The sequence below is a fragment of the Falsirhodobacter sp. 1013 genome (genome assembly GCF_051195255.1).
In the GTDB taxonomy this organism is placed as follows: Bacteria; Pseudomonadota; Alphaproteobacteria; order Rhodobacterales; family Rhodobacteraceae; genus Falsirhodobacter.
In genome coordinates this window covers 495858-519333 of record NZ_JBNJLK010000002.1, presented here as the reverse complement: position 1 = coordinate 519333, position 23476 = coordinate 495858, and the positions used below count along the sequence as shown (strand labels likewise).

Genomic DNA, 23476 nt, shown 5'->3' with positions numbered 1-23476 from the left:
GAATGTCCACAGTCCATGGCAACCTCACCAGCCGCCGCTTCCCGTCCCAAAGCGTCTCCGCTTCGGTGAGGCGGTATTTAGGCTGGGGCGCTGACTGACGCAAGAGGAAAAAACACGATCAGTGACGTTTTTATGTCGGCGCCAACAAACATTGATGTTTTTCGGGCAGCGTCAGGGGCCCCTGCCTTTCTTGGCCGTTTCCCGCCGCCCTCCCCTGCCCTACCGAAGATGCCTTGATTCCTTGGCCGGGGTGGGGATTCTATCGTGCACACCCATGAAGGACATTCCCATGACGCCCGACTCACGCAACGCCGCCAAATCCGTTCTGTCTTCCGACCTTCGCATCAACGGGGACATCTTCTCCGACGGCGCGGTGGAGATCCTTGGCAAGGTGGAGGGCAACATCACCGCCCGCGCGCTGATGATCGGCGTGGACGGCACCCTGAACGGGATGGTGACGGCCGATGCGGTGGAGGTGAAGGGAACCCTGGAAGGTCGGGTCGCCTGCGTGAACCTGACGCTGCGGGCCCATGCCCGCGTGACGGCCGACGTGATCTATCAATCCGTGGTCATCGAGGATGGGGCCGCGCTTCAGGGCCGCTTCACCCTGGACAAGCCCTGACATCCGGCCTGCGCGCCGCCCCGGCGGCGCGCAGTTTTCTCCTGCTCCGCGGTCAGAGCTTGTATATCGTGCGAAACTTCGCTTCGAGGTAGCCCAGAAGGGGCTCCTCGTTCGGCTCGAACCCGCAGGCGTGACGGATCGTGTCGCGCGGCCCGCGCAAACCCCCGAACCGTTGCAGGTTCTCGCGCAGCCAGTCCAGCGCCTCGGCCGTCTGCCCCTGGGCCAGCTGCCCGTCCAGATCGGGCACCGCTTCGCGCAGCGACTGGTGCAGGCAGCCGGCATAGACGTTGCCCAGCGCATAGGTCGGGAAATAGCCGAACAGCCCCACCGCCCAGTGCACATCCTGAAGCAATCCATGCGAGGGCCGGTCCACCGCCACCCCGAAATCGCGCAGGAAGCGGGCGTTCCACGCCTCCTCCAGATCCTCGACATCCAGCGCGCCGCGGATCAGGTCCCGCTCCAGATCGAAGCGCATCATGATGTGCAGATTGTAATGCACCTCGTCCGCCTCGGTCCGGATGAAGCCGGGGGAAACGCGATTGACGGCACCGTGAAAGGCGTCCGCATCGGCCAGCCCCAGATCGCCGAACCGCTCCGTCATCTCGTTGAACAGGAAGCCCGTGAAGGCGCGGCTGCGGCCCAGCTGGTTTTCATAGATCCGGCTTTGGCTTTCATGCACGCCCATGGACACGCCGCCACCCAGCGGGGTCAGCAGATAGTCCGGATCGATCCCCAACTCGTAGCAGGCGTGGCCCACCTCGTGGATGGTGGAATAGATGCAGTTGAAGGGATCCGTCTCTACCACCCGGGTGGTGATCCGCGCGTCGTTGCCGGAACCGGAGCTGAACGGATGCACCGCCAGATCCAGACGACCGCGGGTGAAGTCATAGCCGAAGGTCTTGGCCAGATCGCGCGCCAGACGCATCTGCGCTTCGGCCCCGAAATGGCCTTCCAGCGCCTTGGGCTGATGCTCCGCCCCCATCACGGCTTCACGCAGCGCCACAAGACGCGGGCGCATCCGGTCGAAGATCGCGCCGATCGTGTCGGCCGTCGCCTCCGGTTCGTAATCGTTGACCAGCGCGTCATACAGGTCGCCGCCACCGGCCAGCGCCGCCGCCTCCTCGCGCCGCAGTCGGACCACCTGCGACAGCGTGGGCAGGAAGGCCGCCACGTCGTCCTTGGCGCGGGCGTCGGCCCAGGTCCCCTGCGCGACGGAGGTGACGCGGGCGATCTCCTCGGCCAGACGGCCGGGCACCTTGGTCGCGCGTTCATAGCTGCGGCGGATCAGGCGCAGCTGGGCCTCCGCCTCCTCATCGACGGGATCGGCCTGCGCCAGCCATTCGGCGATGCGCGGATCGGTGCGGCGGGCGTGCAGGACGCCCTCCATCGCGGCCATCTCCTCGCCCCGCTGTTCGACCGCGCCGCGCGGCATCACGGTTTCCTGGTCCCAGCCCAGCCGGCCGGACACCTGTGCCAAAGCTTCGGTCTGGCGCTGGAACGCCAACAGGTCCTTGTACGCGCTCATGCCGTTCCTCCGCGAAGGGATGTGACTTTGGGGTATTGGGACAGATAGCGCGCGCGCAGGATCAGCACCCACAAAACGATCGCGCCGATCTGGTGGGTGATGGCCGGATGCAGGCTGGCGGCCGTCAGCACCGTCGCGATGCCCAGCGCGACCTGAACCCAGATCATGCCGAACACCATGTGGAACGCCGTCCGCGTGGCCTTGTGAACCGATTTGCGCCCGCGCAGCCAGACGACGATGCCGAAGACGAACACTAGATACGCGACCATGCGGTGCACGAACTGCACAAGGCCGGGGTTTTCAAAGAACGCGCGCCAGCCCGCCCCGCCATCGGGCACATAAAAGGCATCGGCCGGGAAGAAGGACCCGTTCATCAGCGGCCAGGTGGGGAAGCTGCGGCCCGCGTCGATGCCCGCAACCAGGGCGCCCAGCAGGATCTGCAGGAACACCAGATGCAGCAGGCCGGTGGACATCCCGAAGGCCTTCGCCTCGCGCACGCGGCGTGCTTGCAGAAGCTGCCCTTCCGTCCGCCCCAGCAGCAGCGCGTACCACGTCAGGTAGCCAAGGATGACAAAGCCGATGCCCAGATGCGTGGCCAACCGGTAGCTCGCGACCGAGGTCATGTTCCCTTCCAGCCCCGACGACACCATCCACCAGCCGACGGCGCCCTGAAGGCCGCCCAGCACTCCAACCCACAGCAGCCGTTTCGCCCAGCCCATGGGGATCTTGCCCGCGATCCAGAAGCCGACGAAGCCCAGCGCCCAGACCAGCCCGATCACGCGGCCCAGGAAGCGGTGCCCCCATTCCCACCAGTAGATCTGCTGGAACTGGCCCATCGTCATGCCTTCGTTGGTGAGACGATATTGCGGGCTTTGCTGGTACAGGTCGAACTCCGCCTGCCAGTCGGCGGCGTTCATGGGCGGGATGGCCCCCGTCACGGGCTTCCATTCGGTGATCGACAGGCCCGCATCCGACAGGCGGGTCAGGCCACCGATGACGATCATGACCGCCACCAGCGCGAACAGCACCATCAGCCAGATGCGGATCGCGCGGCGCGCGCCGCCGGTGCCGCGGTCGATCAGGCCGCCGGCCTGCGGGGCGGCGGGGGGCGCGCCCTCCCCCACCTCTTCGAAGATGCTGCGTTTCGCCATTTCAAGGGCCCTTATCGTTGCGGGCCCGACAGTAGCCCCCGCGCCCCGGTGGTTCAAGCTGACGGAATGCCCACGGGCAGGATGGTCGTGTGCTTGATCTCCTCCATCGACAGCAGGGCGGTCACGTTGTAGACCCGCACCTCGGAAATCAGCGCCTGATAGAAGCGGTCATAGGCCCGCGCATTCTCGACCCGCACCTTGAGGATGTAGTCGATGTCGCCCGCCAGCCGGTGCGCTTCCAGCACCTCGGGGCGTTCCTGCAGGGCCTTCAGGAAGCGGCGCTGCCAGTCGGCCTCATGCTCGGATGTGCGGATCAGGACGAAGAAGCACGCTTCCAGCCCCAGCGCCTCGGCGTCCAGAAGCGCGGTCTGGCGCAGGATCACCCCCGCCTCCTTCATGCGGCGGATGCGATTCCAGACGGGCGTCTTGGAGCTGCCGATCTTGCGCGCGATCTCGTCCAGCGACTGCGAGGCGTCCTGCTGAAGTTCCGCAAGGATCTTCCGATCCATTTCGTCCAGACGGGCAGCCATTCGCATCCTCCTTCAAAATGGGGAACCACGTTCCCTTCGCCGTCCTTATGCGAACAACTGTCCTTATCCGCAAGGGTGGATGGTGCGGCGGGGGGATGTTGTTCTATATCTGGGGGAAGATTTTCCCATCGGAGCGACGCCATGACCCTTCAGCCCGCCCTGACCGCCCCCGGCACCGTGACCTTCGCAGGCGCGGGCCCCGGTTCGGCCGACATGCTGACCATGGGCGTGTTCCGTGCGATGCAGGCGGCGGATGTCGTGATCCACGACCGGCTGGTGGGGCAAGAGGTGCTGGACCTCATCCCCGCGCATACGACGCGGGTGGATGTGGGCAAGGAAGGCTTCGGCCCCTCCACCCCGCAATCGGCGATCAACGCGCTGATCGTGGGCCATGCCGGCACCGGCGCGCGCGTGCTGCGCCTGAAGGGCGGCGATTGCGGCATCTTCGGCCGCCTGGACGAGGAGATCGAGGCTCTGGACGCCGCCGGCATCGCCTTCAACATCCTGCCCGGCCTCACCTCCGCCTCGGCCGCGGCGGCCGCCATCGGGCAAAGCCTGACCAAGCGGGGCCGCAACCGCGGCCTGCGGATCGTCACCGGCCATGACATGGACGGGTTCGCCGATCAGGACTGGAAGGGCCTTGCCCGGACGGGCGAAGTCGCCGCGATCTACATGGGCAAGAAGGCCAGCCGCTTTCTTCAGGGCCGCCTGATGATGCACGGCGCGTCCCCCGACACGCCGGTGACGCTGGTTGAAAACGCCTCCCGCCCCGACCAGCGGATCATTCGGGCGCGGCTGTCCACGCTGGCCGATTGTGCCACCCGTCTGACCGGCCCCGCCATCCTTCTTTACGGGCTGGCCCCGCGCGCCGCCGTCCACGCCCTGACCGACCTGCCCGCAACCGATCACAACGAGGCCACCGCATGAGCCGGAAATTCACGCCCAAGGTGGTGACCGCCAACGATCTCCTGATCGGCGATGTCGTCTACCTGACCGTCGACGACCAGTGGACCCGCGAACACGCGCAGGCCGAGCTGATCGAGGACGAGGCCCACGCCCAGCTGCGTCTTCTGGACGGCGCCTCGCAGAAGAACATCGTCGTCGGGGTGTATCTGGCCGATGCGAAGCCCGGTCCGAACGGGCCCGAGCCCACGCATTTCCGCGAGGTGTTCCGCACGCGCGGCCCGTCCAACTATGCCCACGGCAAGCAGGTGGGCGAACTGCCCGGCCCCCGCCAGCACTGAACGTCGAGGAAGCCACATGTACAGCTACAACGAGTTCGACGAAGCCTTCGTGCGCGAGCGCGTCGCCCAGTTCTCCCAACAGGTCGCGCGCCGCATCGACGGATCGCTGACCGAGGATGAATTCAAGCCGCTGCGCCTGATGAACGGCCTTTACCTGCAACTGCACGCCTACATGCTGCGGGTGGCCATTCCCTACGGGACGATCAACCCGCACCAGATGCGCCAGCTGGCCCACATCGCCGAGACGTGGGACAAGGGTTATGGTCACTTCACCACCCGCCAGAACATCCAGTTCAACTGGCCGCTGCTGAAGGACGTGCCCGCGATGCTGTCGGCCTTGGCCGATGTGGGCATGCACGCGATCCAGACGTCGGGCAACACGATCCGCAACGTGACCTCGGACCACTTCGCCGGTGCGGCGGATGACGAGATCGAGGATCCGCGTCCCTACGCCGAACTTCTCCGCCAATGGTCCACCGACCATCCGGAGTTCCAGTTCCTGCCGCGCAAATTCAAGATCGCCGTCACCGGCAGCCCGAACGACCGCGCCGTGGTGAAATCCCACGACATCGGCCTGCGCATGATCCGTGGCCCCAAGGGCGAACCGGGCTTCGAGGTGCTGGTCGGCGGCGGCCTGGGCCGCACGCCCATGATCGGCCAGGTGGTGCGGGACTTCCTGCCCGTGGCCGATCTGCTGCCTTATTGCGAGGCGATCCTGTCGGTCTACAACACGCTGGGCCGCCGCGACAACAAGTACAAGGCGCGCGTGAAGATCACCGTGCATGAAACGGGCCTGGACGAAATCCGCCGTCAGGTGGAACAGCGCTTCACCGAAATCCGCCCGACCTTCCACGGCCATGACCAGGAGCTGCTGGAGGACATCCGCGCGGCCTTCGCCCCGCCCGCCTTCCGCAACGCGCCCACCGACGCGCATGACCAGTTCTATGCCAACGATCCGGTGTATCGCGCCTGGGCCGACACCAACCTGACGTCCCATCGCAACGCCCAGTACGCGATCGTCACGATCAGCCTGAAAAAGCACGGCGCGACGCCCGGTGACGCGACGGCCGACCAGATGCGCGTGATGGCCGATCTGGCCGAACGCTATGGCCATAACGAACTGCGGATCAGTCACGAACAGAACGTCATCATCCCGCATGTCCACAAGTCGGACCTTCCGGCGCTGCACGCGGCCCTGCAACAGGCGGATCTGGGCACGGCCAATGTGGGCCTGATCTCGGACATCATCGCCTGCCCGGGCATGGATTACTGCGCGCTGGCCACCGCCCGCTCGATCCCCGTGGCCCAGCAGATCGCCACCCGCTTCGACGAGCTGAAGCTGGAGCATGACATCGGCCCGCTGAAGATCAAGATCTCGGGCTGCATCAACGCCTGCGGGCATCACCATGTGGGCCATATCGGGATCCTCGGCCTTGATCGCGCGGGGGTGGAGAACTACCAGATCACTTTGGGCGGCGACGGCACGGAAACCGCCGTCATCGGCGAACGGGTAGGCCCCGGCTTTGCCTATGACGAGATCGTGCCCGCCATCGAGCGTCTGGTGAAGGCCTATCTGGCCGAGCGTTCGGAGCCGTCGGAGACCTTCCTGCAAACCTACCGTCGTCTGGGCCTCGGCCCGTTCAAGGCCGCGCTTTATCCGGCGGACGAGGCGCAGGATGCCGCTTGATCCCGGGCTGTCCCTTGCGGATCGCGCGGCCCACCTGAACGAGAGATACCGCAACCACGCGGCCATCTCGGTCATGGAACTGGCGCTGCGCGACCATGACGTGGGCGAAACCGCCCTCGTTTCCTCCTTCGGGGCCGAGTCGGTCGTGCTGCTGCACATGGCGTCGGTTCTGGACGCGCATCTGCCGGTGCTGTTCATCGACACGCAGATGCTGTTTCCCGAAACGCTGGCCTATCAGGCCGAACTGGCCGACAAGCTGGGCCTGACCAACATCCAGACCATTCGCGCCGACGAGGCCGCGGTGGAGTTCGACGACCCCGACGGCACGCTGCACCAGTTCAGCACCGACGCCTGCTGCGCCCTGCGCAAGACGGTGCCGCTGGAACGCGCCCTGTCGCGCTATGACGCCTGGATCACCGGACGCAAGCGCTTTCAGGCCGGCACTCGCGCCGCGCTGGAATTCTTCGAGCCGGATGGCGAGACCCGCCTGAAGATCAACCCGCTGGCCATGTGGGGACGCGAGGATATCGAGGATTACATGGTCAACAACCGCCTGCCCCGCCATCCGCTGGTGGCCAAGGGCTACCCCTCCATCGGCTGCGCGCCTTGCACCAGCCCAGTGAAACCGGGCGAGGATCCGCGCGCCGGACGCTGGCGCGGCAGCGCCAAGACCGAATGCGGCATCCACTTCATCAATGGAAAGCCCGTTCGCATCGGAAAGGAAAACGCCGCATGAGCGTCATCGTCACCGACACCGGCTTCAAGGCCGACGACCACAACGCCCCCATCGTGCCCTTGGCCGAGCTTGGGGACGAAACGGCCGTGGATCTGGCGAACACCGACGATCCGGCGCTGCTTCAGGACCGGCTGGCCGATCTGCGCCTGATCCGCATCGCCTTCCCCTCCTCGGCGGACGGGCGTGGGTTCACGCAGGCGACGCGCCTGCGCCGCATGGGCTTCACGGGCCGGCTGCGGGCCTATGGCCACGTGATCGCGGACCAGTACCCCATGGCCCGCCGCTGCGGCTTCGACGAGGTGGAAATTTCGGACGAACTGGCCGCCCGGCAGCCCGAGGACCAGTGGGCCTTCCGCGCCAACTGGACGGCGCACGACTATCAGGCGCGGCTGAAGGCTTGAGGTTTCCCCTCGCCTGCCGCACCTTCGTGAAAGGATAAGGAATGACCGACACAATGACCATCAATCCCGTCAAAGAACTCAGCCCGGCGCAGCCCGACCCGAACGCCCAGACGGTGACCTCGGTCCGGCACTGGACCGACTCGCTGTTCTCCTTCCGGGTGACGCGGCCGCAGACCCTGCGCTTCCGGTCGGGCGAATTCGTGATGATCGGGCTGCCGGGCGACAACGGCAAGCCGATCATGCGCGCCTATTCCATCGCCTCCCCGAACTGGGACGAGGAGTTGGAGTTCTATTCGATCAAGGTGCCGGACGGCCCGCTGACGTCGAAGCTGCAGAACATCCAGCCGGGCGACCAGATCATCCTGCGCCCCAAGCCCGTGGGCACGCTGGTTCATGACGCGCTGATCCCCGGCAAGCGGGTGTGGTTCCTGGCCACCGGCACCGGCTTTGCGCCCTTCGCCAGCCTGATGCGCGACCCCGAGACCTACGAGAAGTTCGACGAGGTCATCATGATGCACACCTGCCGCACCGCCGAGGAACTGACCTATGGCCGCGATCTGGTGGAAGCGCTGGAAACGGACGAACTGCTGGGCGAGATGGTGGCCGGCAAGCTCAAATACTATCCGACCACCACGCGCGAAACTTCCCCCTTCATGGGGCGGATCACCGACAACCTGTCCTCGGGCAAGGTCTTCGCCGATCTGGGGCTGGAGCCGATGAACCCCGCCACCGACCGCGCAATGGTCTGCGGGTCGTTGGCCTTCAACCAGGACGTGATGAAGGTTCTGGAAGGCTTCGGCCTGCACGAAGGGGCCAATTCCGAACCACGCGAATACGTGGTGGAAAAGGCCTTCGTCGGCGAAGGGGTTTAAAGCCCCAGCGCTTCCCGAACGGACGCCAATGCGCTTTCCAGCGTTTCGGGCGTCTGTTCGGCCGCACCCAGCGCGTTCTGCAGCGTCTGCTTGGTCGCGTCGGGAATGTCCTGCGCCTCGATATACTCGTAGGCGCGCTCGGGGTCGTAATTCTCCACCGTGAAGATGTCAGCGGGCGACAGGTCCGCCAAGGCTTGGGCGGCAGCCTGCGTTGCGGCTTGGGCCGCCTGCTGCGCCCGGTCGGCGGCCTGAGCGGCCGTTTCGGCGGCAGCGGCGGCCTTGCCCGACTCCGCCGCGTTCTCCAGCGCCGACTGCGCTTCGGCCGACGCGTTCGAGGCGGCGGCCGTGGCGGCGTCGGCGGCGGCGGACGCGGTGTTCGCGGCTTCCTCCGGATCTTCCGACTGGTCGGTCGCGGTACGGGCCATTTCGGCGGCATCCTCGGCCTCGGCCTGGGCTTCCTGCGCGGCGGTGGCTTTCTGGGCCGCTTCCGCCGCCTCTCTCTCTCCGGGCAGATAAACGAACTGGTGATAGCCGAGGGCTGCCAGAACGATCACGATCGCCGCGACGAGAATGGATTTGAGCATGCCTGTCTCCTTGGATGTCACCGGTTCAACGAAGGTCGCGCGATTCGCGTTCCCGATGGTGAAATCCGGTTGAACACAAGCATGGGAGGGCTTACTTTAAGCTCGATTCAAATCTCCGAAGGACCTCCACCATAGCCCGCAGACCCCACAACGCCCCGCCGCAACGTGACACCGGACCTCGTACCAACGAACGGATCCGCTCGCCCGAAATCCGCCTGATCGGCGCGGACGGCGAGAATGTCGGTGTGGTCACCCCCGCGCGCGCCATGGCCATGGCGGAAGAGGCCGGCCTTGACCTGGTCGAGATTTCGCCGAACGCGGAACCGCCGGTCTGCAAGATCATGGACTTCGGCAAGTTCAAGTACGAGCAGCAGAAGCGCGAGGCGGAGGCCCGCAAGAAGCAACACATCATCGAGATCAAGGAAGTGAAGTTCCGCCCGGGAACCGACATCCACGATTACGACGTGAAGATGCGCTCGGTCCTGAAGTTCCTGGGGGAAGGCGACAAGGTGAAGGTCACCCTGCGCTTCCGCGGCCGCGAAATGGCCCACCAGGATCTGGGCCTTGCCCTTCTGAACCGCGTCGCCGGCGACGTGAACGAGGCGGAGGCAGGCAAGATCGAGTCCATGCCGAAGCTCGAAGGCCGCCAGATGGTCATGATGATCGGTCCGGCAAAATAAGAAAAGCAGGCGCGGGCAACCGCGCCTTTTTCATTCGTCCGGTCGGCGCGCCAGATCACGCAGCTCGGCCGTGCGGGCTTCGGTCATCCGCGTGCGGCACTGCGCGTCCACCATCGGTTGCATCGATCCCCCCGCATAGGCCCAGGCTTCGGCCGCGCATCCCTTGTCGCGCAATGTGATCCATCCCTTCTGTGCGCTGCGCAGCGCCTTGGCCGCGCCGCGCCGGTCCGGCGCCAGCCCCTCGTCCACCTCGTGCATCCGCTCCATCGCGGGGGTCCAGGCGTCGTTCAATGCCTTGTCCGCCGCCTCAAGTGCCACACCGGCGCAGCGTGTCATCTCGCCCTGCGTGATCGCCCGCCCGCAGTCCTGCGCCATGGCCGCCGCCGGCAGCATCGCCAGCGCGAATGCCCGAAAGATCATCACTTCCCTCCCTGTCGTGGGGGCCAATAGTATGACCCGGCCCCTGCAGGGCAAGTCCTGCTGGAAAACCGGGCGACAATCGGCTAGCGCTGCGGCATGACCCAGACCCTTACGCTTCGTCGTCCCGATGACTGGCACCTGCACCTGCGCGACGGCGCGATGCTGAAGGCCGTCTTGCCCGAAAGCGCACGCCATTTCGCGCGCGCGATCATCATGCCCAACCTCGTGCCGCCGGTGGTCACTGCCGCCGACGCCACCGCCTATCGGGACCGCATCCTTGCGGCCCTGCCCGAAGGCTCGGCATTCGAGCCGCTGATGACCCTGTACCTGACCGAGCACACCGATCCCGCCGATCTGCGCGCGGCAGCCGAAAGCGGCCTGATCAAGGCCGTGAAGCTGTATCCGGCGGGGGCGACAACCAATTCCCATGGTGGGGTGCGCGATCTGGACAAGGTGCGCGCCGTGCTAGAGGCGATGGCCGAACTGGGCCTGCCCTTGTGCATCCATGGCGAGGTGACGATGCCCGAGGTCGACATCTTCGACCGCGAGGCCGTGTTCATCGACACCGTGCTGGACCCGCTGCGCCGCACCACCCCCGGACTGCGCGTGGTGATGGAACACATCACGACCTCCGAAGGCGTGGCCTATGCCCGCGCTGGCGGTCCGGATCTGGCCGCGACGATCACGACGCACCATCTGGTCATCAACCGCAACCACATCCTCGTGGGCGGGATCAAGCCGCACTATTACTGCCTGCCGGTGGCCAAACGGGAACAGCACCGTCTGGCCCTGCGCGAAGCAGCCACCAGCGGCGACGCGCGCTTCTTCCTTGGCACCGACTCGGCGCCGCACATGGACGCGCTGAAGGAACACGCCTGCGGTTGCGCCGGCTGTTTCACCGCCACCAACACCCTGTCGATCCTCGCCGAGGTCTTCGAGCAGGACGGCGCGCTCGGTAAGCTGGAAGCGTTCACCTCCCTCAACGGGCCGGCCTTCTACCGGCTGCCGGTGAACGAAGGCACGATCACCCTGACCAAGGGGGACCCTGTGGCCTATCCGTCCAAGATCGACACGGGCGAAGGGCAGGTCACCGTCTTCGATCCGGGCTTCCCGCTGCACTGGCGCGTCGCCTGATCCCTTTGCCCATTCTGCCCAATCGGGTCGGGACGTTCCCGGCCCCTTTCTTCAAGGAGCCGCCATGATCCCCACATCCTTCCCCCCGCGCGAGGAGATCGCCCGCCTGACCGCCCGCATGCTGCTGGAGATCAAGGCCATCCACTTCAACGCGGACACGCCGTTCACGCTGGCCAGCGGGTTGCCTTCGCCGACCTATATCGACTGCCGCAAGCTTATCTCCTATCCGCGCATCCGGTCCACCCTCATGGATTTCCTGACTGTCACGGTCCTGCGCGACGCGGGGTTCGAGGCATTCGACAACATCGCGGGCGGTGAAACGGCGGGCATTCCCTTTGCCGCGCTGGTGGCCGAACGGATGGCCCTGCCGATGACCTATGTGCGCAAGAAGCCCAAGGGCTATGGCCGCAACGCCCGGATCGAAGGCGTGATGACCGAAGGCGAACGCGTCCTGCTGGTGGAGGATCTGACCACCGACGGCGGATCGAAGCTGTCCTTCGTGGACGCGATTCGCGAAACGGGGGCCAGCTGCGCCCACACGGCCGTCATCTTCTATTACGGGATCTTCCCCGAAACCACGCAGCGTCTGGCCGATCACGGCGTGACGCTGCACCACCTCTGCACCTGGTGGGACGTGCTGGCCGAGGCCCGCACCATGGGCACCTTCGACGAGGCAACGCTGACCGAGGTGGAAGCCTTCCTGACCGCGCCGCGCGACTGGCAAGAGGCGCGCAAGGGCTGATCCCCGCGCATGGCGGCGCATTACCCTTTGCGCCGCCCCTCCGCTTCGCGCTATGAAGGGACTTCCCCAAAAGCGCGATGTCCGATGAACGAGATTACCCATTTCCGCCCGAACACCCAAGGCGACACGGACACTCTGCCCCACAATATCGAGGCGGAACAACAGCTTCTGGGCGCGATCCTCACGAACAACGACGTGTATGACCGCATCGCCTCGCTGTGCCGGGCCGATCACTTCTACGACCCCGTGCACGCCCGCATCTTCGAGGTGGCGGCGGCCCGCATCCAGAAGAACGCCCTCGCCTCCCCCGTCACGCTGAAGGCGTTCCTCGAGGATGATCCGGGCCTGCGCGAACTGGGGGGACCGGCCTATCTGGCCCGTCTGGCCGGGGCCGCGATCTCGGCCTTCGCGGCGCGCGATTATGCGCAGATGATCTACGATCTGGCGGTGCGGCGCGAGTTGATCGCGTTGGGGCGCGACATCTCGGCCAAGGCGGCGAAGGTCGACGTCATCTCCGAACCCAAGGAACAGATCGTGGAGGCCGAGCAGCGCCTTTACAAGCTGGGCGAACAGGGCGTGGCGGAACGGGGCTTCCAGTCCTTCCTGAAGGCCGTGACGGACGCCGTGAACGTGGCCAACGCCGCCTATCAGCGGGATGGCGGTTTGGCCGGCATCTCCACCGGGCTGGTCGATCTGGACAAGAAGCTGGGCGGGCTGCACCCTTCCGACCTTCTAATCCTGGCCGGTCGTCCGTCGATGGGGAAAACCTCACTGGCGACCAACATCGCCTTCAACATCGCCAAGGCCTACAAGCGCGGCATCACGCATGACGGCACCGAAGGCGCGGTCGAAGGCGGCATCGTCGGATTCTTCTCTCTGGAGATGTCGGCCGAACAGCTGGCCGCCCGGATCCTGTCCGAGGCGTCGGAGGTTCCGTCCGAACAGATCCGCCGCGGCGACATGACCGAATCCGAATTCCGCCGCTTCGTCGAAGCCGCCAAGGCGCTGGAAGCCTGCCCGCTTTACATCGACGACACGCCGGCCCTGCCCATTTCCCAAGTCGCCGCCCGTTGCCGCCGCCTGAAGCGGACACACGGTCTGGACGTGCTGATGGTGGACTACCTCCAGCTCCTGAAAGGCTCCTCGAAGGAAAGCCGCGTGCAGGAAGTGTCGGAGATCACCCAAGGCCTGAAGGCCATCGCGAAAGAGCTGAACATCCCGGTCATCGCGCTGTCGCAGCTGTCGCGTCAGGTCGAAAGCCGCGAGGACAAGCGCCCGCAGCTGTCCGACCTTCGCGAATCCGGCTCGATCGAGCAGGACGCGGACGTGGTGATGTTCGTTTACCGTGATGAATACTACAAGGAACGCGAAAAACCGGGAGACCATGATCTTGAGGCCATGGCCAAGTGGCAGCAGGTCATGGAACAGGTGCATGGCAAGGCCGAATGCATCATCGGCAAGCAGCGCCACGGGCCGATCGGCACCGTGGAACTGTCGTTCGAGGGCCGGTTCACCCGCTTTGGCAACCTCGTGAAGCCTTGGCAGCAGGGCAGCGACTTCTAGGGCCGGACGGGCCGCGCGCTGGCCGCGCGGAAGGATTGCAGCACCTCCCCCTCCGGATGCTCCTTCGCCATCTTCAGCAGGCTGAAGCGGACATGGGCCAGCTCCTGGTAATAGGAGATGAAGGCGAGGTTCACCGCCGCCCCCGTGGCCGCGCCGAGCAGGGGCACGGTCTGGGCGGCCAGCTTCTGGCTGAGAACCGCCGCCAGACGGGGCGCGACCGAGGCGATCAGCCCCTGCGCCCCCGCCCCCGTCAACGCGATGCGCGAGGCGAGGAAGGCGGTGTTCGTACCATCATCCTCCTCGAACGGCATGCCGGAGCCGAAGACCCGCAGGCATTCCAGGCGCACGGCCTCCTCCTTGGGATCGAAGCCGTGTTCGGCGGCGACCTTCTGGATCGCGGCAAAGAAGATGGACACGGTGGCCGGCAGTTCCACGACCGAACTCGCCATCCCGCCGAACCCGCCAAGGCCACCGGACATGACCGCCGCCACCTTGTGCCCGTGCTTGCCCACGCTGGGCAGGCGCGACCCGTGCGCGGCCGAGGCCACGCCGTAGCAGCGACGCAGCGCGAAGGCCGTCGCATCCTCGATCCGGATGCGGATGGGCGCAGGGATGCGCTCCATCAACCCCTCGGCGCGATTGCCCGCGAACGAGATGACCTTCATCAGCGGCCCGCCCGCCTTTTCGGCACGACGGGCAAGGGCCGCGATCTCGGCCTCGGTTTCAGGGGAAAGCGGCGTCAGAACGGGCGTTTGCGGCATGGGCACCTCCATCACGGCAAAGGTAGGGGGCGACGGGCCGCGCACAAGTCATTCCGCCACCGTCAGCCCGCGGGTGCCCAGCATCAGGCGGTTTTGCCGCACCGGCGCGAAGGTGATCCGGCCGTCCAGCACGCCGGCGATGTCCGCCTCCGTCACCCAGGCGTCCGGCTCGACCTCCCGCTGCTCCAACATTCCGTCGGGGCGCAAAAGGAAGGCCCACGCCCGTCCCTTCGCCAGCACGACCCCCTGATCGCCCGGCTGGTCGGGCAGGAACGGCCCCACGACCATCACGCAGCCCGGACGGCCTTCCTCGGGATGACTGTGGCATCGCTCGGTGATGTCGTGACGTATATCGGCGGGAAGAAGGCCGAGGATGCGATCGCGCACCGCCGTATGGTCGGCGGGCCGGACGGCCAGAACCTCCTCCAGCGGGCGCATTGCGGGGGGTGCGGGAATCCGTTCCCCCAGCTCCGCCCGCGCCGCCTTTCCCGCGCGGCCCCAATCGTCGAAAGGCACGTTCTCCGGCGCCGTCACCCGCCCCGCCCGGATCCGCTCCGCCTGATCCTGCGCGGCGATGCGCTGGGCGTTCAGAAGCGGCGTCAGCCACGCCACGGCCAGCAGCATCAATCCCCCCGCCAGCCAGACGTTGCCGCGCCGGATGGCGTTCATCCACCCGCGGCGCGGCGCCGCCGCCAGATACGCAAGCCCGTAAACCAGCCCCACCACCCCCGCCAGGATCGAGGCCACCCGCGAGGGCGTCCAGCCATACTCCCCCACGCGCACCGTGATCGCCCACAGCGCCAGGGCCGCCGGCACCGGCAGGATCACGGCCAGCGCCCGCGCGCTCCACACCGTCAGGGGAAGCTGCACGGCATGGGCGTCATCGCGGTCCACCGCCACGGTCACCAGCGTGGCGATGGCCGCGCAGATCGCCAGCAGCGTGCCCGCCGCCGAAAAGCCGCCGAACAGTCCGGACACACCACGCAAGGGCAGCGCGACGATGAAGACCGTTACCACCACCAGCACGACCGGGATCAGCAGCCGCATCAAGCGCAGGATCAGGAACGGCGTCACGTAATCCGAAAGCTCGTCCGCCACCGCGATGGCCAGGCCGAAGGCCACGCCCGTCAGCACCATCCAGGTGCCCGGATGGTCGATCAGCCGCCCGATCCAGTGAATGCCCACGATGGACAGAAGCGAATCCGACAGGAACACCACCGCCCAGAACACGCCCGTGAACAGCGTGGCCGCGATGAAGCGCGCGACGATGCCCCAGCTGTGGTGGAACAGCTGCGCGTAATCGCGCGCCCCGCTTGCGATGCAGAAGGGCAAGGGCACCAGCACCAGAACAAGAAAGGCCACGACCCCAAAGGACCCGTGCCTGTCGCTGGACAGATCGAAACGCAACGACATGGCCACCAGCAGCGCCGAGGCGACAGCGGCCACCCCGGCCGCGCGCAGGGCGGCCCGCCCCGGCGACAACGGCCCCGCCATCGCCAGAAGCCCCGTGAAGAAGGCGCAGGTGAACGCGATCAGGGCCAGCAGCGGACGGTCCGGCAGGACCATCTCCCCCGCCATCCGGTAGATCGCCCAAAGCCCCGTTCCGGCCAGCCCGCCGATCAGGGCCATGACGGCCCGCCATTGCATCGCTTGTGTCATCATCCCACCGTTCTGCGCGAGGTTGCGGGTTCCGGCAAGCCCCCGCCCTTGCGAAAGCGCCCCCTGCGCGCTACACCGCAGGGCAACGAAAAATCCCGGAGCCTTTCCATGTCGATCGACATCGAGACCGCCCGCAAGGTGGCGCATCTGGCCCGCATCCGCGTGGACGAAAGCGACCTGCCTGCGCTGGCCGGCGAACTCAGCAACATCCTGTCCTTCATGGAACAGCTGAACGAAGTCGACGTGGAGGGGGTGGAGCCGATGACCTCGGTCACGCCGATGCGGCTGAAGCGCCGCGCCGACGTGGTGACCGACGGCGACATGGCCGACAAGATCCTGAAGAACGCCCCCGACGCCCGCGAGGGCTTCTTTGCCGTGCCGAAGGTGGTGGAATGACCGCAAACACCCTGACGATCGAAGCCGCCCGCGACGCGCTGAAGAAGCGCGAGATCACGGCGGTCGAGCTGACCGAGACCTGCCTTGCCGCGGTGGACGCCGCCGACGCGTTGAACGCCTATGTCCACAAGACGCCCGAGATCGCGCTGGAACAGGCCCGCGCCGCCGATGCGCGTCTGGCGGCGGGCGACGCGCCGTCGCTGTGCGGCATCCCACTGGGCATCAAGGACCTGTTCTGCACCAAGGGCGTGCCGTCGCAGGCCGCGTCGAACATCCTGAAGGGGTTCAAGCCGGAATACGAATCCACCGTCACGTCGAAGCTGTTCGACGCGGGCGCGGTCATGCTCGGCAAGCTGAACATGGACGAATTCGCCATGGGCTCGTCCAACGAATCCTCGTGCTACGGCCCGGTGGTGAACCCGTGGAAGGTCGATGACGTCAAGCGGACGGCCGGCGGATCGTCGGGCGGTTCGGCGGCGGCGGTCGCGGCCGACCTGTGCATCGCGGCCACCGGCACCGACACCGGCGGTTCCATCCGCCAGCCCGCGGCCTTCACCGGCATCGTCGGCATCAAGCCGACCTATGGCCGCGTGTCGCGCTGGGGCACGATCGCCTACGCCTCCAGCCTGGACCAGGCGGGACCGATGACAAAGTCGGTCCGGGACGCCGCGATCTTCCTGCAGGCCATCGCCGGGCACGACCCGAAGGATTCGACCTCGGCCGACCTGCCCGTTCCGGATTTCGAGGCGGCGCTGACGGGCGACATCCGCGGCAAGAAGATCGGCATCCCGCGCGAATACCGCATGGACGGCATGTCGGCCGAGATTGAGGCCCTGTGGAACCGCGGCACCGAGATGCTGCGCGATGCGGGGGCGGAGATCGTGGACATCTCCCTGCCCCACACGAAATACGCGCTGCCCGCCTATTACGTGATCGCTCCGGCGGAAGCGTCGTCGAACCTCGCCCGCTATGACGGGGTGCGCTATGGCCACCGCGCCGCGCTGGAGGCGGGCGACGGCATCGTCGACATGTATGAAAAGACCCGCGCCGAAGGCTTCGGACCCGAGGTGCAGCGCCGCGTGATGGTCGGCACCTACGTCTTGTCGGCCGGCTTCTACGACGCGTATTACAACCGCGCGCGCAAGGTCCGCGCCCTGATCAAGCGCGACTTCGAAACGGTGTTCGCCGAAGGCGTGGATGCGATCCTGACCCCCGCCACCCCGACGGCGGCCTTCGGTCTGGGCGCGATGACGAGTTCCGACCCGGTGGAAATGTATCTGAACGATGTTTTCACCGTCACGCTGAACCTTGCGGGCCTTCCCGGCGTTTCGGTTCCCGTGGGGCTGGACGCGAAGGGCCTGCCGCTGGGGCTGCAACTGATCGGACGGCCGTGGGACGAAGCCGGGCTTCTCAATCACGCCTATGTGTTGGAGCGCGCGGCGGGCTTCGTGGCGAAGCCGAACAAATGGTGGTAAGGGCGCTTCGGTAATGGTCAGAGGGCGGACGATGGTGCGGATTTCTTCGGTGTTGCTGGGGGTTCTGGCCTTGGCAGGTTGCGCGTCGCAGGCGCCCGACAGCTACCAGACCTATATGCGCGACCATACGGGTGGCACGGGCGGTTATGCGCAGCCCACCGCCGCCGCACCGGCCCCACAGGGCTTCTCGACCGAAGGGGCGCTGGACGCGATCAATTCGGCCGGAACGACGCCGGCCCCGGCCGCGGCAGCCCTGCCCTATGGCGAACGCCCGCGCGGCAACGCCCCCAGCAACATCCGCGCCGAGATGGGTGAGATGGCCAACCTGCCCGGCCACACCGGCATCTCCAACGAGAACAGCTTCGAAGCGGTCACCGCCCAGCGTTCCATCGCCGAGGATGCGGCCGTGATCGCCCAGAACCGGTCGCAATACGTGCAGGTGCAGCCGACGGCCGTCCCGTCGCGCCCCAATGACAACACGCCGAACATCGTGTCCTATGCGCTGCAGCAGAACCACCCCCGTGGGCAGCAGATGTATGGCCGGTCCTCGGTTCGGTTCAGCAAGCCGCAGCAGCAATGCGCGCAATACATGTCGGCCGATCTGGCGCAGGAAGCCTTCCTTGCCGCCGGCGGCCCGCAGCGCGACCGCAACAACCTGGACCCGGATGGCGACGGTTATGCCTGCGCCTGGGACCCGGCGCCCTTCCGCGCCGCCGCAAGCTGAGCCTGTCGCCCAATCACGGCCCGCGCCGCGACGGCGCGCGGCCCGAGGTGATCGTCCTCCACTACACCGCCATGACCACCTGCGAGGCGGCCCGCCTGCGCCTGTGCGATCCCGTCGCGGAGGTGTCGGCGCATTGGCTGATCTCCGAATCCGGAGAAACGATCGCCCTCGTGGACGAGGATCGCCGCGCCTGGCATGCCGGCGCGGGTCTTTGGCAGGGGCGCGAGGATGTGAATTCCCGCTCCATCGGGATCGAGCTGGCGAATGACGGCGCCTCCCCCTTTCCCGAACCGCAGATGAGGGCGCTGGAAGACCTGCTGCGCGAAATCATGACGCGCTGGCAGATCGGCCCGCAAGGCGTCATCGCCCATTCTGACATGGCCCCCGAACGCAAGACCGATCCCGGCCCCCGCTTCGACTGGCGGCGGCTGGCGCGGCAGGGCCTGTCCGTCTGGCCTGCCCCTGCGGCGCCGGCCGACTTCGAAGCCTCACTTCTCGCCTTCGGCTATGCCCCTTCCCCCCGCCTGCTGGAGGCCTTCCGGCTGCGGTTCCGTCCCTGGGCCACCGGACCGCTGGACGACACGGACCGCGCCCTTGCGGCAGGCCTTGACGCGGGGGCGCGGGCCACGTAACCCCTGCCCTCGCGCGGATGGCCGGATGACCGCGGGGGCAACCTCGAGGAAAGTCCGGACTCCATGAGGCAAGGGTGCCGGGTAACGCCCGGCCGGGGCAACCCGAGGGAAAGCGCCACAGAGAAGAGTCTGCCACGACCGCCAAGGGTTTCGCCCTGTGGCACCCGGTTCGTGGCGATGGTGAAACGGTGGGGTAAGAGCCCACCGCGGACCTGGCGACAGGGACGGCACGGCAAGCCCCACCCGGAGCAATGCCGAATAGGGACCTCGCGCCTGTAAGGTCCGCGCGCAAGCGGAGACCACAGGCAGGGACGCTTCAGCCCAGAGGTCCGGGTTGGCAGCTAGATCCCGCCGGCAACGGCGGGACCAGAGGAATGGTCATCGAAGGGGGGCAACCCCCGGAACAGAATCCGGCTTACAGGCCATCCGCGCAATCAGACGGCCATCGACAGCATCCACAGCGCCATCAGCACCATGATGACGTTCTCGGTCAGGGACACGAAGCCCAGGGGTACGTTGCTGCCGCCGCCCACGCAGGCGCATTTCAGCTCCCGCTTCTCCACATAGACCGCCTGGAAGACGGACACGGCGCCGATGATGCCGATGAACAGCGCGACCGGGATCGACACCCAGTTCAGCACGCCGGTGATCATCAGAAGGCCCGCCGCCGTTTCGGCAAAGGGATAGATGTAGCCATAGCCCACCCACCGCTTGGCCAGCAGGTCGTAGTTCAGGAACATGGTGGAGAAGCTTTCGATGTCCTGAAGCTTCTGCAGGCCCAGAAGGCACATGGCGAAGGGGATGGCCCATTGCAGCCATGTCCCCACGCTCAGATCCCCCACGACCCAGCGGGCGGCCAGCGCCATCAGGGCGGCCACGGCAAAGATCACCAGAACGGGAGTATAGGTCAGCTGGTCCTTGGGGCGGACAGGGGTGCCAAAGAAGGCGCGCAGATCGGTGTGCCCGCCCACCCGGTCGCCGTCGATGAAGGTCTGGGGGGTGGTCTTCACGCCATGTTTCGACTTGAAGGCGTCCACCTCCTCGCGCGTGGTCAGGTGGTGATCCTCCACCACATAGCCGTTTCGCTCCAGCAGCGCCTTGGACTTCAGGCCAAAGGGACAGGTATGCCCCGGCATGACCATCCGGTACAGCACCGCCTTGCGTTGTGATTCGCCCGTTCCCAAACTTGCCGTCATGCCACCATCCTTTCCGTTCCCCTTCGAATGTAAGGATTGGACGCCGGGGTTCCAGCCCAAGTTTTCCACAACGCTGTGACCGATTGCCCGTTGACTCTGCCACCTGTGAGGGTAAAAGGCGGCTTCAAGGATTTGACCGGAGGGCGCGTTCCTCCGACGCTGTGGAGACGATTATGGCGAAGCCGACGACGATCAAGATCCGTCTGAACTCGACGGCGGGCACCGGGCACTTCTATGTGACCAAGAAGAACGCCCGCACCATGACCGAGAAAATGACGGTCCGCAAATATGACCCCGTCAAGCGGGAGCATGTCGAATACAAGGAAGGCAAGATCAAGTAAGATCTGCCGAACCTTGGAACGGTTGAAGCCCCGGGTGCAAGCCCGGGGCTTTCTTCATGCCGGTAAGGGCTGTTCGGCCCGGACCTTGGACGTGAAAAAAAGGGCCGGTCTTTCGACCGGCCCTTTTCACATTGATGTCCGCAGGATCACTCGCGGTTGCCCATGAACTGCAGCAGGAACATGAACAGATTGATGAAGTCCAGATACAGGGTCAGCGCGCCAAGGATGGCCGCCTTGCCCAGCCATTCGGCGTCGCCCATCTGGGCATGCTGGATGTAGGTCGCCTTGATGTTCTGCGTGTCATAGGCCGTCAGACCCGCGAAGATCAGCACGCCGATGGCCGAGATCGCAAAGGTCAGCGCGGGCGAGTGCAGGAACATGTTGACGATCATGGCGATGACCAGACCGATCACGCCCATCATCAGGAAGGTGCCAAGACCCGACAGGTTCTTCTTCGTCGTGTAGCCGTAAAGCGACAGGGCCGCAAAGGCGATGGACGTCACAAGGAAGGTCTGCGCGATCGACGCCCCCGTGAAGACCAGGAAGATCGACGACAGCGACAGGCCCATCAGCACGGCATAGCCGAAGAAGACCAGCTGCGCCGTGGCCGTGGACATCTTGTTGATCAGCGCGCTGAAGGCGAACACCACCAGCAGCGGGGCGAACATGATGACCCATTTCAGCGGCGAGGCGTAGATGGCCGAGCCGAGAGCCGTCAGATACTGGCCATTGCCCATCTGGGCCGCCGCCTGCGACGGATCCGTCGTGGTGGCAAGGCCGGCGATGGCCCAGGCCGCGCCGCCCGTCAGCAGCATGCCGACGGACATCATGCCGTAGACTTTGTTCATGTGGGCGCGAAGGCCCGCATCGATCTGGGCCGCCCGCGATCCCGCGGTTGAGCCGATCGTCTGATATTGCGCCATGGAGTCCTCCGTAACTTCCCCCTCGGTGCGTCATATCCCGCAGGGACCGCCCGAATTACGCAAAATATCGGCAAGCCGGCCAGATTTTTCAAGTCGCCCGGTGCGGGCAGTTCGTCGCAGGGCCTTTATACACTCACGTAATGATGAATAGGAACTTATGCACATATTGAACGGTTCAATTGAACTTATCAGGCGAGTATGACAAATATGGTAAATTGTTTTGATACAAACCTCCTCCTTATGTTGCTGTGAATGATAGTAGAAAACGGGCAGGCCATGGACGCGACCACAGACAAACATCCGGTAGACGTGCATGTGGGAAAGCGCATCCGCCATCGCCGCTGGACGATCGGCACGACACAGCAGCAGCTTGCCGAAGGTGTGGGGATCAAGTTCCAGCAGATTCAGAAGTATGAAACGGGCGCCAACCGCGTCAGCGCGTCGCGTCTGTGGGACATCGCGCATGTTCTCGACGTGCCGATCGCCTATTTCTTCGAAGGTCTGGATGGGGCGTCCGAAGCGTCGTCGCGCGACATGATGGCCGACCGCGAGGCGCTGGAACTGGTGCGCGTGTATTACGCCATTCCCGAAGCCCAGCGGCGGCGCCTGTTCGATCTGGCACGGGTCCTGTCCGACGTTGCTTGACCCGAAGGGGGGCCGCCGCTAAGGCGACGCCATGGACGATCGCAACAGCATCATCGAAACGGCGCATGAACTGGCCGAGGCTGCGCGTGGCGCGGCCATGGCTCTGTTCCGTCAGCCTTCCCTGGGCGTCGACAACAAGGCCCCTGCGCATTTCGACCCGGTGACCGCCGCCGACCGCGCCGCCGAGGACGCGATGCGCGCCATCCTTGCCCGCCGCCGTCCCCAGGATGGCATCCTGGGCGAGGAGCGTGGGCACACCGAAGGCACCAGCGGCCTGACCTGGGTGCTGGACCCGATCGACGGCACGCGCGCCTTTCTGTGCGGCACGCCAACCTGGGGCGTGCTGATCGCGGTGTCCGACGCGAAGGGTCCGGTCTACGGCCTGATCGACCAGCCCCATATCGGCGAACGGTTCGAAGGGGGCTTCGGTCTGGCGCAGGTCGCGGGCCCGCATGGCATCCATCCCCTGCGCACCCGCGCCCCCCGCCCGCTACGCGAGGCGTTCCTGTCCTCCACCTTCCCTGAAGTGGGCAGTGCCGAGGAGGAAGCCGCCTTCCGGCGCGTGAAGGATCAGGCGCGGCTGACCCGTTATGGCATGGACTGCTACGCCTATGCCCTGCTGGCGGCCGGGCAGATCGACCTCGTGATCGAAGCGGGGCTTCAGCCCTATGACATCCACGCTCCGATCGCCGTGATCCAAGCGGCGGGTGGCCTTGTCACCGACTGGACGGGTGGTCCCGCCGTGCAGGGGGGCCGGGTGCTGGCCGCCGCCAATGCCGCGATCCACGCCGAGGCAATGGCCCTGCTGAACGCCTGATCACGTGGTCGTTGAA

27 protein-coding genes and 1 other RNA gene are annotated in these 23476 nt (G+C 66.1%); 19 read left to right on the top strand and 9 right to left on the bottom strand.

All coding sequences use genetic code 11. The annotated features are described in order from the left end of the window. The first annotated feature begins 289 nt into the window (after positions 1-289). On the top strand, positions 290-622 hold the full coding sequence (locus ACSHZY_RS06240; protein WP_435166898.1) for a bactofilin family protein: 333 nt from the start codon (positions 290-292) through the stop codon (positions 620-622). A gap of 52 nt (positions 623-674) precedes the next feature. Here ACSHZY_RS06240 and ACSHZY_RS06235 read toward each other — a convergent pair whose 3' ends face one another. The 3 genes from ACSHZY_RS06235 to ACSHZY_RS06225 are packed head-to-tail and all read right to left on the bottom strand — an operon-like array spanning position 675 to position 3828. Continuing rightward, positions 675-2147, bottom strand: a complete 1473-nt coding sequence (locus ACSHZY_RS06235; RefSeq protein WP_435166889.1) for a carboxypeptidase M32 — start codon at positions 2145-2147, stop codon at positions 675-677. Then, positions 2144-3298 (bottom strand): heme A synthase, encoded by a 1155-nt coding sequence (gene ctaA / locus ACSHZY_RS06230; protein WP_435166886.1) that lies wholly within the window; start codon positions 3296-3298, stop codon positions 2144-2146. The genes ACSHZY_RS06235 and ctaA overlap by 4 nt, the downstream gene beginning before the upstream one ends. Before the next feature lie 53 nt (positions 3299-3351). Beyond that, the gene (locus ACSHZY_RS06225) at positions 3352-3828 is read right to left on the bottom strand and encodes an Lrp/AsnC family transcriptional regulator (RefSeq protein WP_435166883.1); all 477 of its coding nucleotides are present in this window, start codon (positions 3826-3828) and stop codon (positions 3352-3354) included. 141 nt (positions 3829-3969) lie between these two features. On the opposite strand from ACSHZY_RS06225, the gene cobA reads away from it, so the two are divergent. From cobA to ACSHZY_RS06195, 6 genes are read left to right on the top strand one after another with little or no spacing between them, the layout of a single operon-like run. Next, a complete protein-coding gene (gene cobA, locus ACSHZY_RS06220) occupies positions 3970-4755 on the top strand; it encodes a uroporphyrinogen-III C-methyltransferase (RefSeq protein ID WP_435166880.1) in 786 nt (261 codons plus the stop codon). Beyond that, a complete protein-coding gene (locus ACSHZY_RS06215) occupies positions 4752-5072 on the top strand; it encodes a DUF2849 domain-containing protein (protein ID WP_435166877.1) in 321 nt (106 codons plus the stop codon). The genes cobA and ACSHZY_RS06215 overlap by 4 nt, the downstream gene beginning before the upstream one ends. 16 nt (positions 5073-5088) lie before the next feature. Continuing rightward, complete coding sequence (locus tag ACSHZY_RS06210) at positions 5089-6759, top strand: nitrite/sulfite reductase (RefSeq protein ID WP_435166874.1); 1671 nt, start codon at positions 5089-5091, stop codon at positions 6757-6759. Continuing rightward, on the top strand, positions 6749-7495 hold the full coding sequence (locus ACSHZY_RS06205; RefSeq protein WP_435166871.1) for a phosphoadenylyl-sulfate reductase: 747 nt from the start codon (positions 6749-6751) through the stop codon (positions 7493-7495). Before ACSHZY_RS06210 ends, ACSHZY_RS06205 begins: the two co-directional genes overlap by 11 nt. Then, positions 7492-7896, top strand: a complete 405-nt coding sequence (locus ACSHZY_RS06200; protein ID WP_435166868.1) for a DUF934 domain-containing protein — start codon at positions 7492-7494, stop codon at positions 7894-7896. Before ACSHZY_RS06205 ends, ACSHZY_RS06200 begins: the two co-directional genes overlap by 4 nt. Before the next feature lie 41 nt (positions 7897-7937). After that, positions 7938-8768, top strand: a complete 831-nt coding sequence (locus ACSHZY_RS06195; protein WP_435166866.1) for a ferredoxin--NADP reductase — start codon at positions 7938-7940, stop codon at positions 8766-8768. On the opposite strand, the gene ACSHZY_RS06190 is transcribed toward ACSHZY_RS06195, so the two are convergent. Beyond that, positions 8765-9352, bottom strand: a complete 588-nt coding sequence (locus tag ACSHZY_RS06190) for a hypothetical protein (RefSeq protein WP_435166863.1) — start codon at positions 9350-9352, stop codon at positions 8765-8767. The genes ACSHZY_RS06195 and ACSHZY_RS06190 overlap by 4 nt on opposite strands. A 131-nt stretch (positions 9353-9483) precedes the next feature. On the opposite strand from ACSHZY_RS06190, the gene infC reads away from it, so the two are divergent. Beyond that, positions 9484-10032, top strand: coding sequence for a translation initiation factor IF-3 (gene infC / locus ACSHZY_RS06185; RefSeq protein ID WP_435166960.1), 549 nt, complete (start codon positions 9484-9486; stop codon positions 10030-10032). A 30-nt stretch (positions 10033-10062) separates the two neighbouring features. On the opposite strand, the gene ACSHZY_RS06180 is transcribed toward infC, so the two are convergent. Then, entirely contained in the window at positions 10063-10452 is a 390-nt protein-coding gene (locus ACSHZY_RS06180; protein WP_435166860.1) for a lysozyme inhibitor LprI family protein, read from the bottom strand. Positions 10453-10548: 96 nt separating this feature from the next. On the opposite strand from ACSHZY_RS06180, the gene pyrC reads away from it, so the two are divergent. The 3 genes from pyrC to ACSHZY_RS06165 all read left to right on the top strand — a co-directional run bounded on the left by pyrC (position 10549) and on the right by ACSHZY_RS06165 (position 13891). After that, positions 10549-11586: a dihydroorotase gene (gene pyrC / locus ACSHZY_RS06175; protein ID WP_435166857.1), complete on the top strand. Its 1038-nt coding sequence runs from the start codon at positions 10549-10551 to the stop codon at positions 11584-11586. A gap of 64 nt (positions 11587-11650) precedes the next feature. Further along, entirely contained in the window at positions 11651-12328 is a 678-nt protein-coding gene (locus tag ACSHZY_RS06170; protein WP_435166855.1) for an orotate phosphoribosyltransferase, read from the top strand. 84 nt (positions 12329-12412) lie between these two features. Beyond that, positions 12413-13891: a replicative DNA helicase gene (locus ACSHZY_RS06165; RefSeq protein ID WP_435166852.1), complete on the top strand. Its 1479-nt coding sequence runs from the start codon at positions 12413-12415 to the stop codon at positions 13889-13891. Here the strand turns inward: ACSHZY_RS06165 and ACSHZY_RS06160 are convergent. Continuing rightward, positions 13888-14652, bottom strand: coding sequence for an EcsC family protein (locus ACSHZY_RS06160; RefSeq protein ID WP_435166849.1), 765 nt, complete (start codon positions 14650-14652; stop codon positions 13888-13890). The genes ACSHZY_RS06165 and ACSHZY_RS06160 overlap by 4 nt on opposite strands. Positions 14653-14700: 48 nt before the next feature. Continuing rightward, entirely contained in the window at positions 14701-16311 is a 1611-nt protein-coding gene (locus ACSHZY_RS06155; RefSeq protein WP_435166846.1) for a DUF4153 domain-containing protein, read from the bottom strand. Positions 16312-16419: 108 nt separating this feature from the next. On the opposite strand from ACSHZY_RS06155, the gene gatC reads away from it, so the two are divergent. The 5 genes from gatC to rnpB all read left to right on the top strand — a co-directional run bounded on the left by gatC (position 16420) and on the right by rnpB (position 19972). Next, positions 16420-16707 (top strand): Asp-tRNA(Asn)/Glu-tRNA(Gln) amidotransferase subunit GatC, encoded by a 288-nt coding sequence (gene gatC, locus ACSHZY_RS06150; RefSeq protein ID WP_271976455.1) that lies wholly within the window; start codon positions 16420-16422, stop codon positions 16705-16707. After that, positions 16704-18182, top strand: a complete 1479-nt coding sequence (gatA, locus tag ACSHZY_RS06145; RefSeq protein WP_435166841.1) for an Asp-tRNA(Asn)/Glu-tRNA(Gln) amidotransferase subunit GatA — start codon at positions 16704-16706, stop codon at positions 18180-18182. The genes gatC and gatA overlap by 4 nt, the downstream gene beginning before the upstream one ends. Positions 18183-18213: 31 nt before the next feature. Next, positions 18214-18906: a hypothetical protein gene (locus ACSHZY_RS06140; protein WP_435166838.1), complete on the top strand. Its 693-nt coding sequence runs from the start codon at positions 18214-18216 to the stop codon at positions 18904-18906. After that, positions 18903-19538 (top strand): N-acetylmuramoyl-L-alanine amidase, encoded by a 636-nt coding sequence (locus ACSHZY_RS06135; RefSeq protein ID WP_435166957.1) that lies wholly within the window; start codon positions 18903-18905, stop codon positions 19536-19538. Before ACSHZY_RS06140 ends, ACSHZY_RS06135 begins: the two co-directional genes overlap by 4 nt. Positions 19539-19551: 13 nt before the next feature. Then, positions 19552-19972, top strand: an RNA gene (rnpB, locus tag ACSHZY_RS06130) — RNase P RNA component class A. Here rnpB and ACSHZY_RS06125 read toward each other — a convergent pair. Then, positions 19973-20734 carry a MauE/DoxX family redox-associated membrane protein gene (locus ACSHZY_RS06125; protein ID WP_435166836.1) on the bottom strand — a complete coding sequence of 254 codons (762 nt, stop codon included), beginning with the start codon at positions 20732-20734 and terminating at the stop codon, positions 19973-19975. It abuts the RNA gene before it with no gap. Positions 20735-20907: 173 nt separating this feature from the next. On the opposite strand from ACSHZY_RS06125, the gene rpmG reads away from it, so the two are divergent. Beyond that, on the top strand, positions 20908-21075 hold the full coding sequence (rpmG, locus tag ACSHZY_RS06120; protein WP_018301779.1) for a 50S ribosomal protein L33: 168 nt from the start codon (positions 20908-20910) through the stop codon (positions 21073-21075). 146 nt (positions 21076-21221) lie between these two features. Here rpmG and ACSHZY_RS06115 read toward each other — a convergent pair whose 3' ends face one another. Beyond that, positions 21222-21998 carry a Bax inhibitor-1/YccA family protein gene (locus ACSHZY_RS06115; RefSeq protein WP_435166833.1) on the bottom strand — a complete coding sequence of 259 codons (777 nt, stop codon included), beginning with the start codon at positions 21996-21998 and terminating at the stop codon, positions 21222-21224. Positions 21999-22274: 276 nt separating this feature from the next. Here ACSHZY_RS06115 and ACSHZY_RS06110 point away from each other — a divergent pair, with 276 nt between their 5' ends. After that, complete coding sequence (locus ACSHZY_RS06110) at positions 22275-22643, top strand: helix-turn-helix domain-containing protein (protein WP_435166830.1); 369 nt, start codon at positions 22275-22277, stop codon at positions 22641-22643. A gap of 31 nt (positions 22644-22674) precedes the next feature. Beyond that, positions 22675-23460, top strand: coding sequence for an inositol monophosphatase family protein (locus ACSHZY_RS06105; protein ID WP_435166827.1), 786 nt, complete (start codon positions 22675-22677; stop codon positions 23458-23460). The last annotated feature ends 16 nt before the right edge of the window (positions 23461-23476 follow it).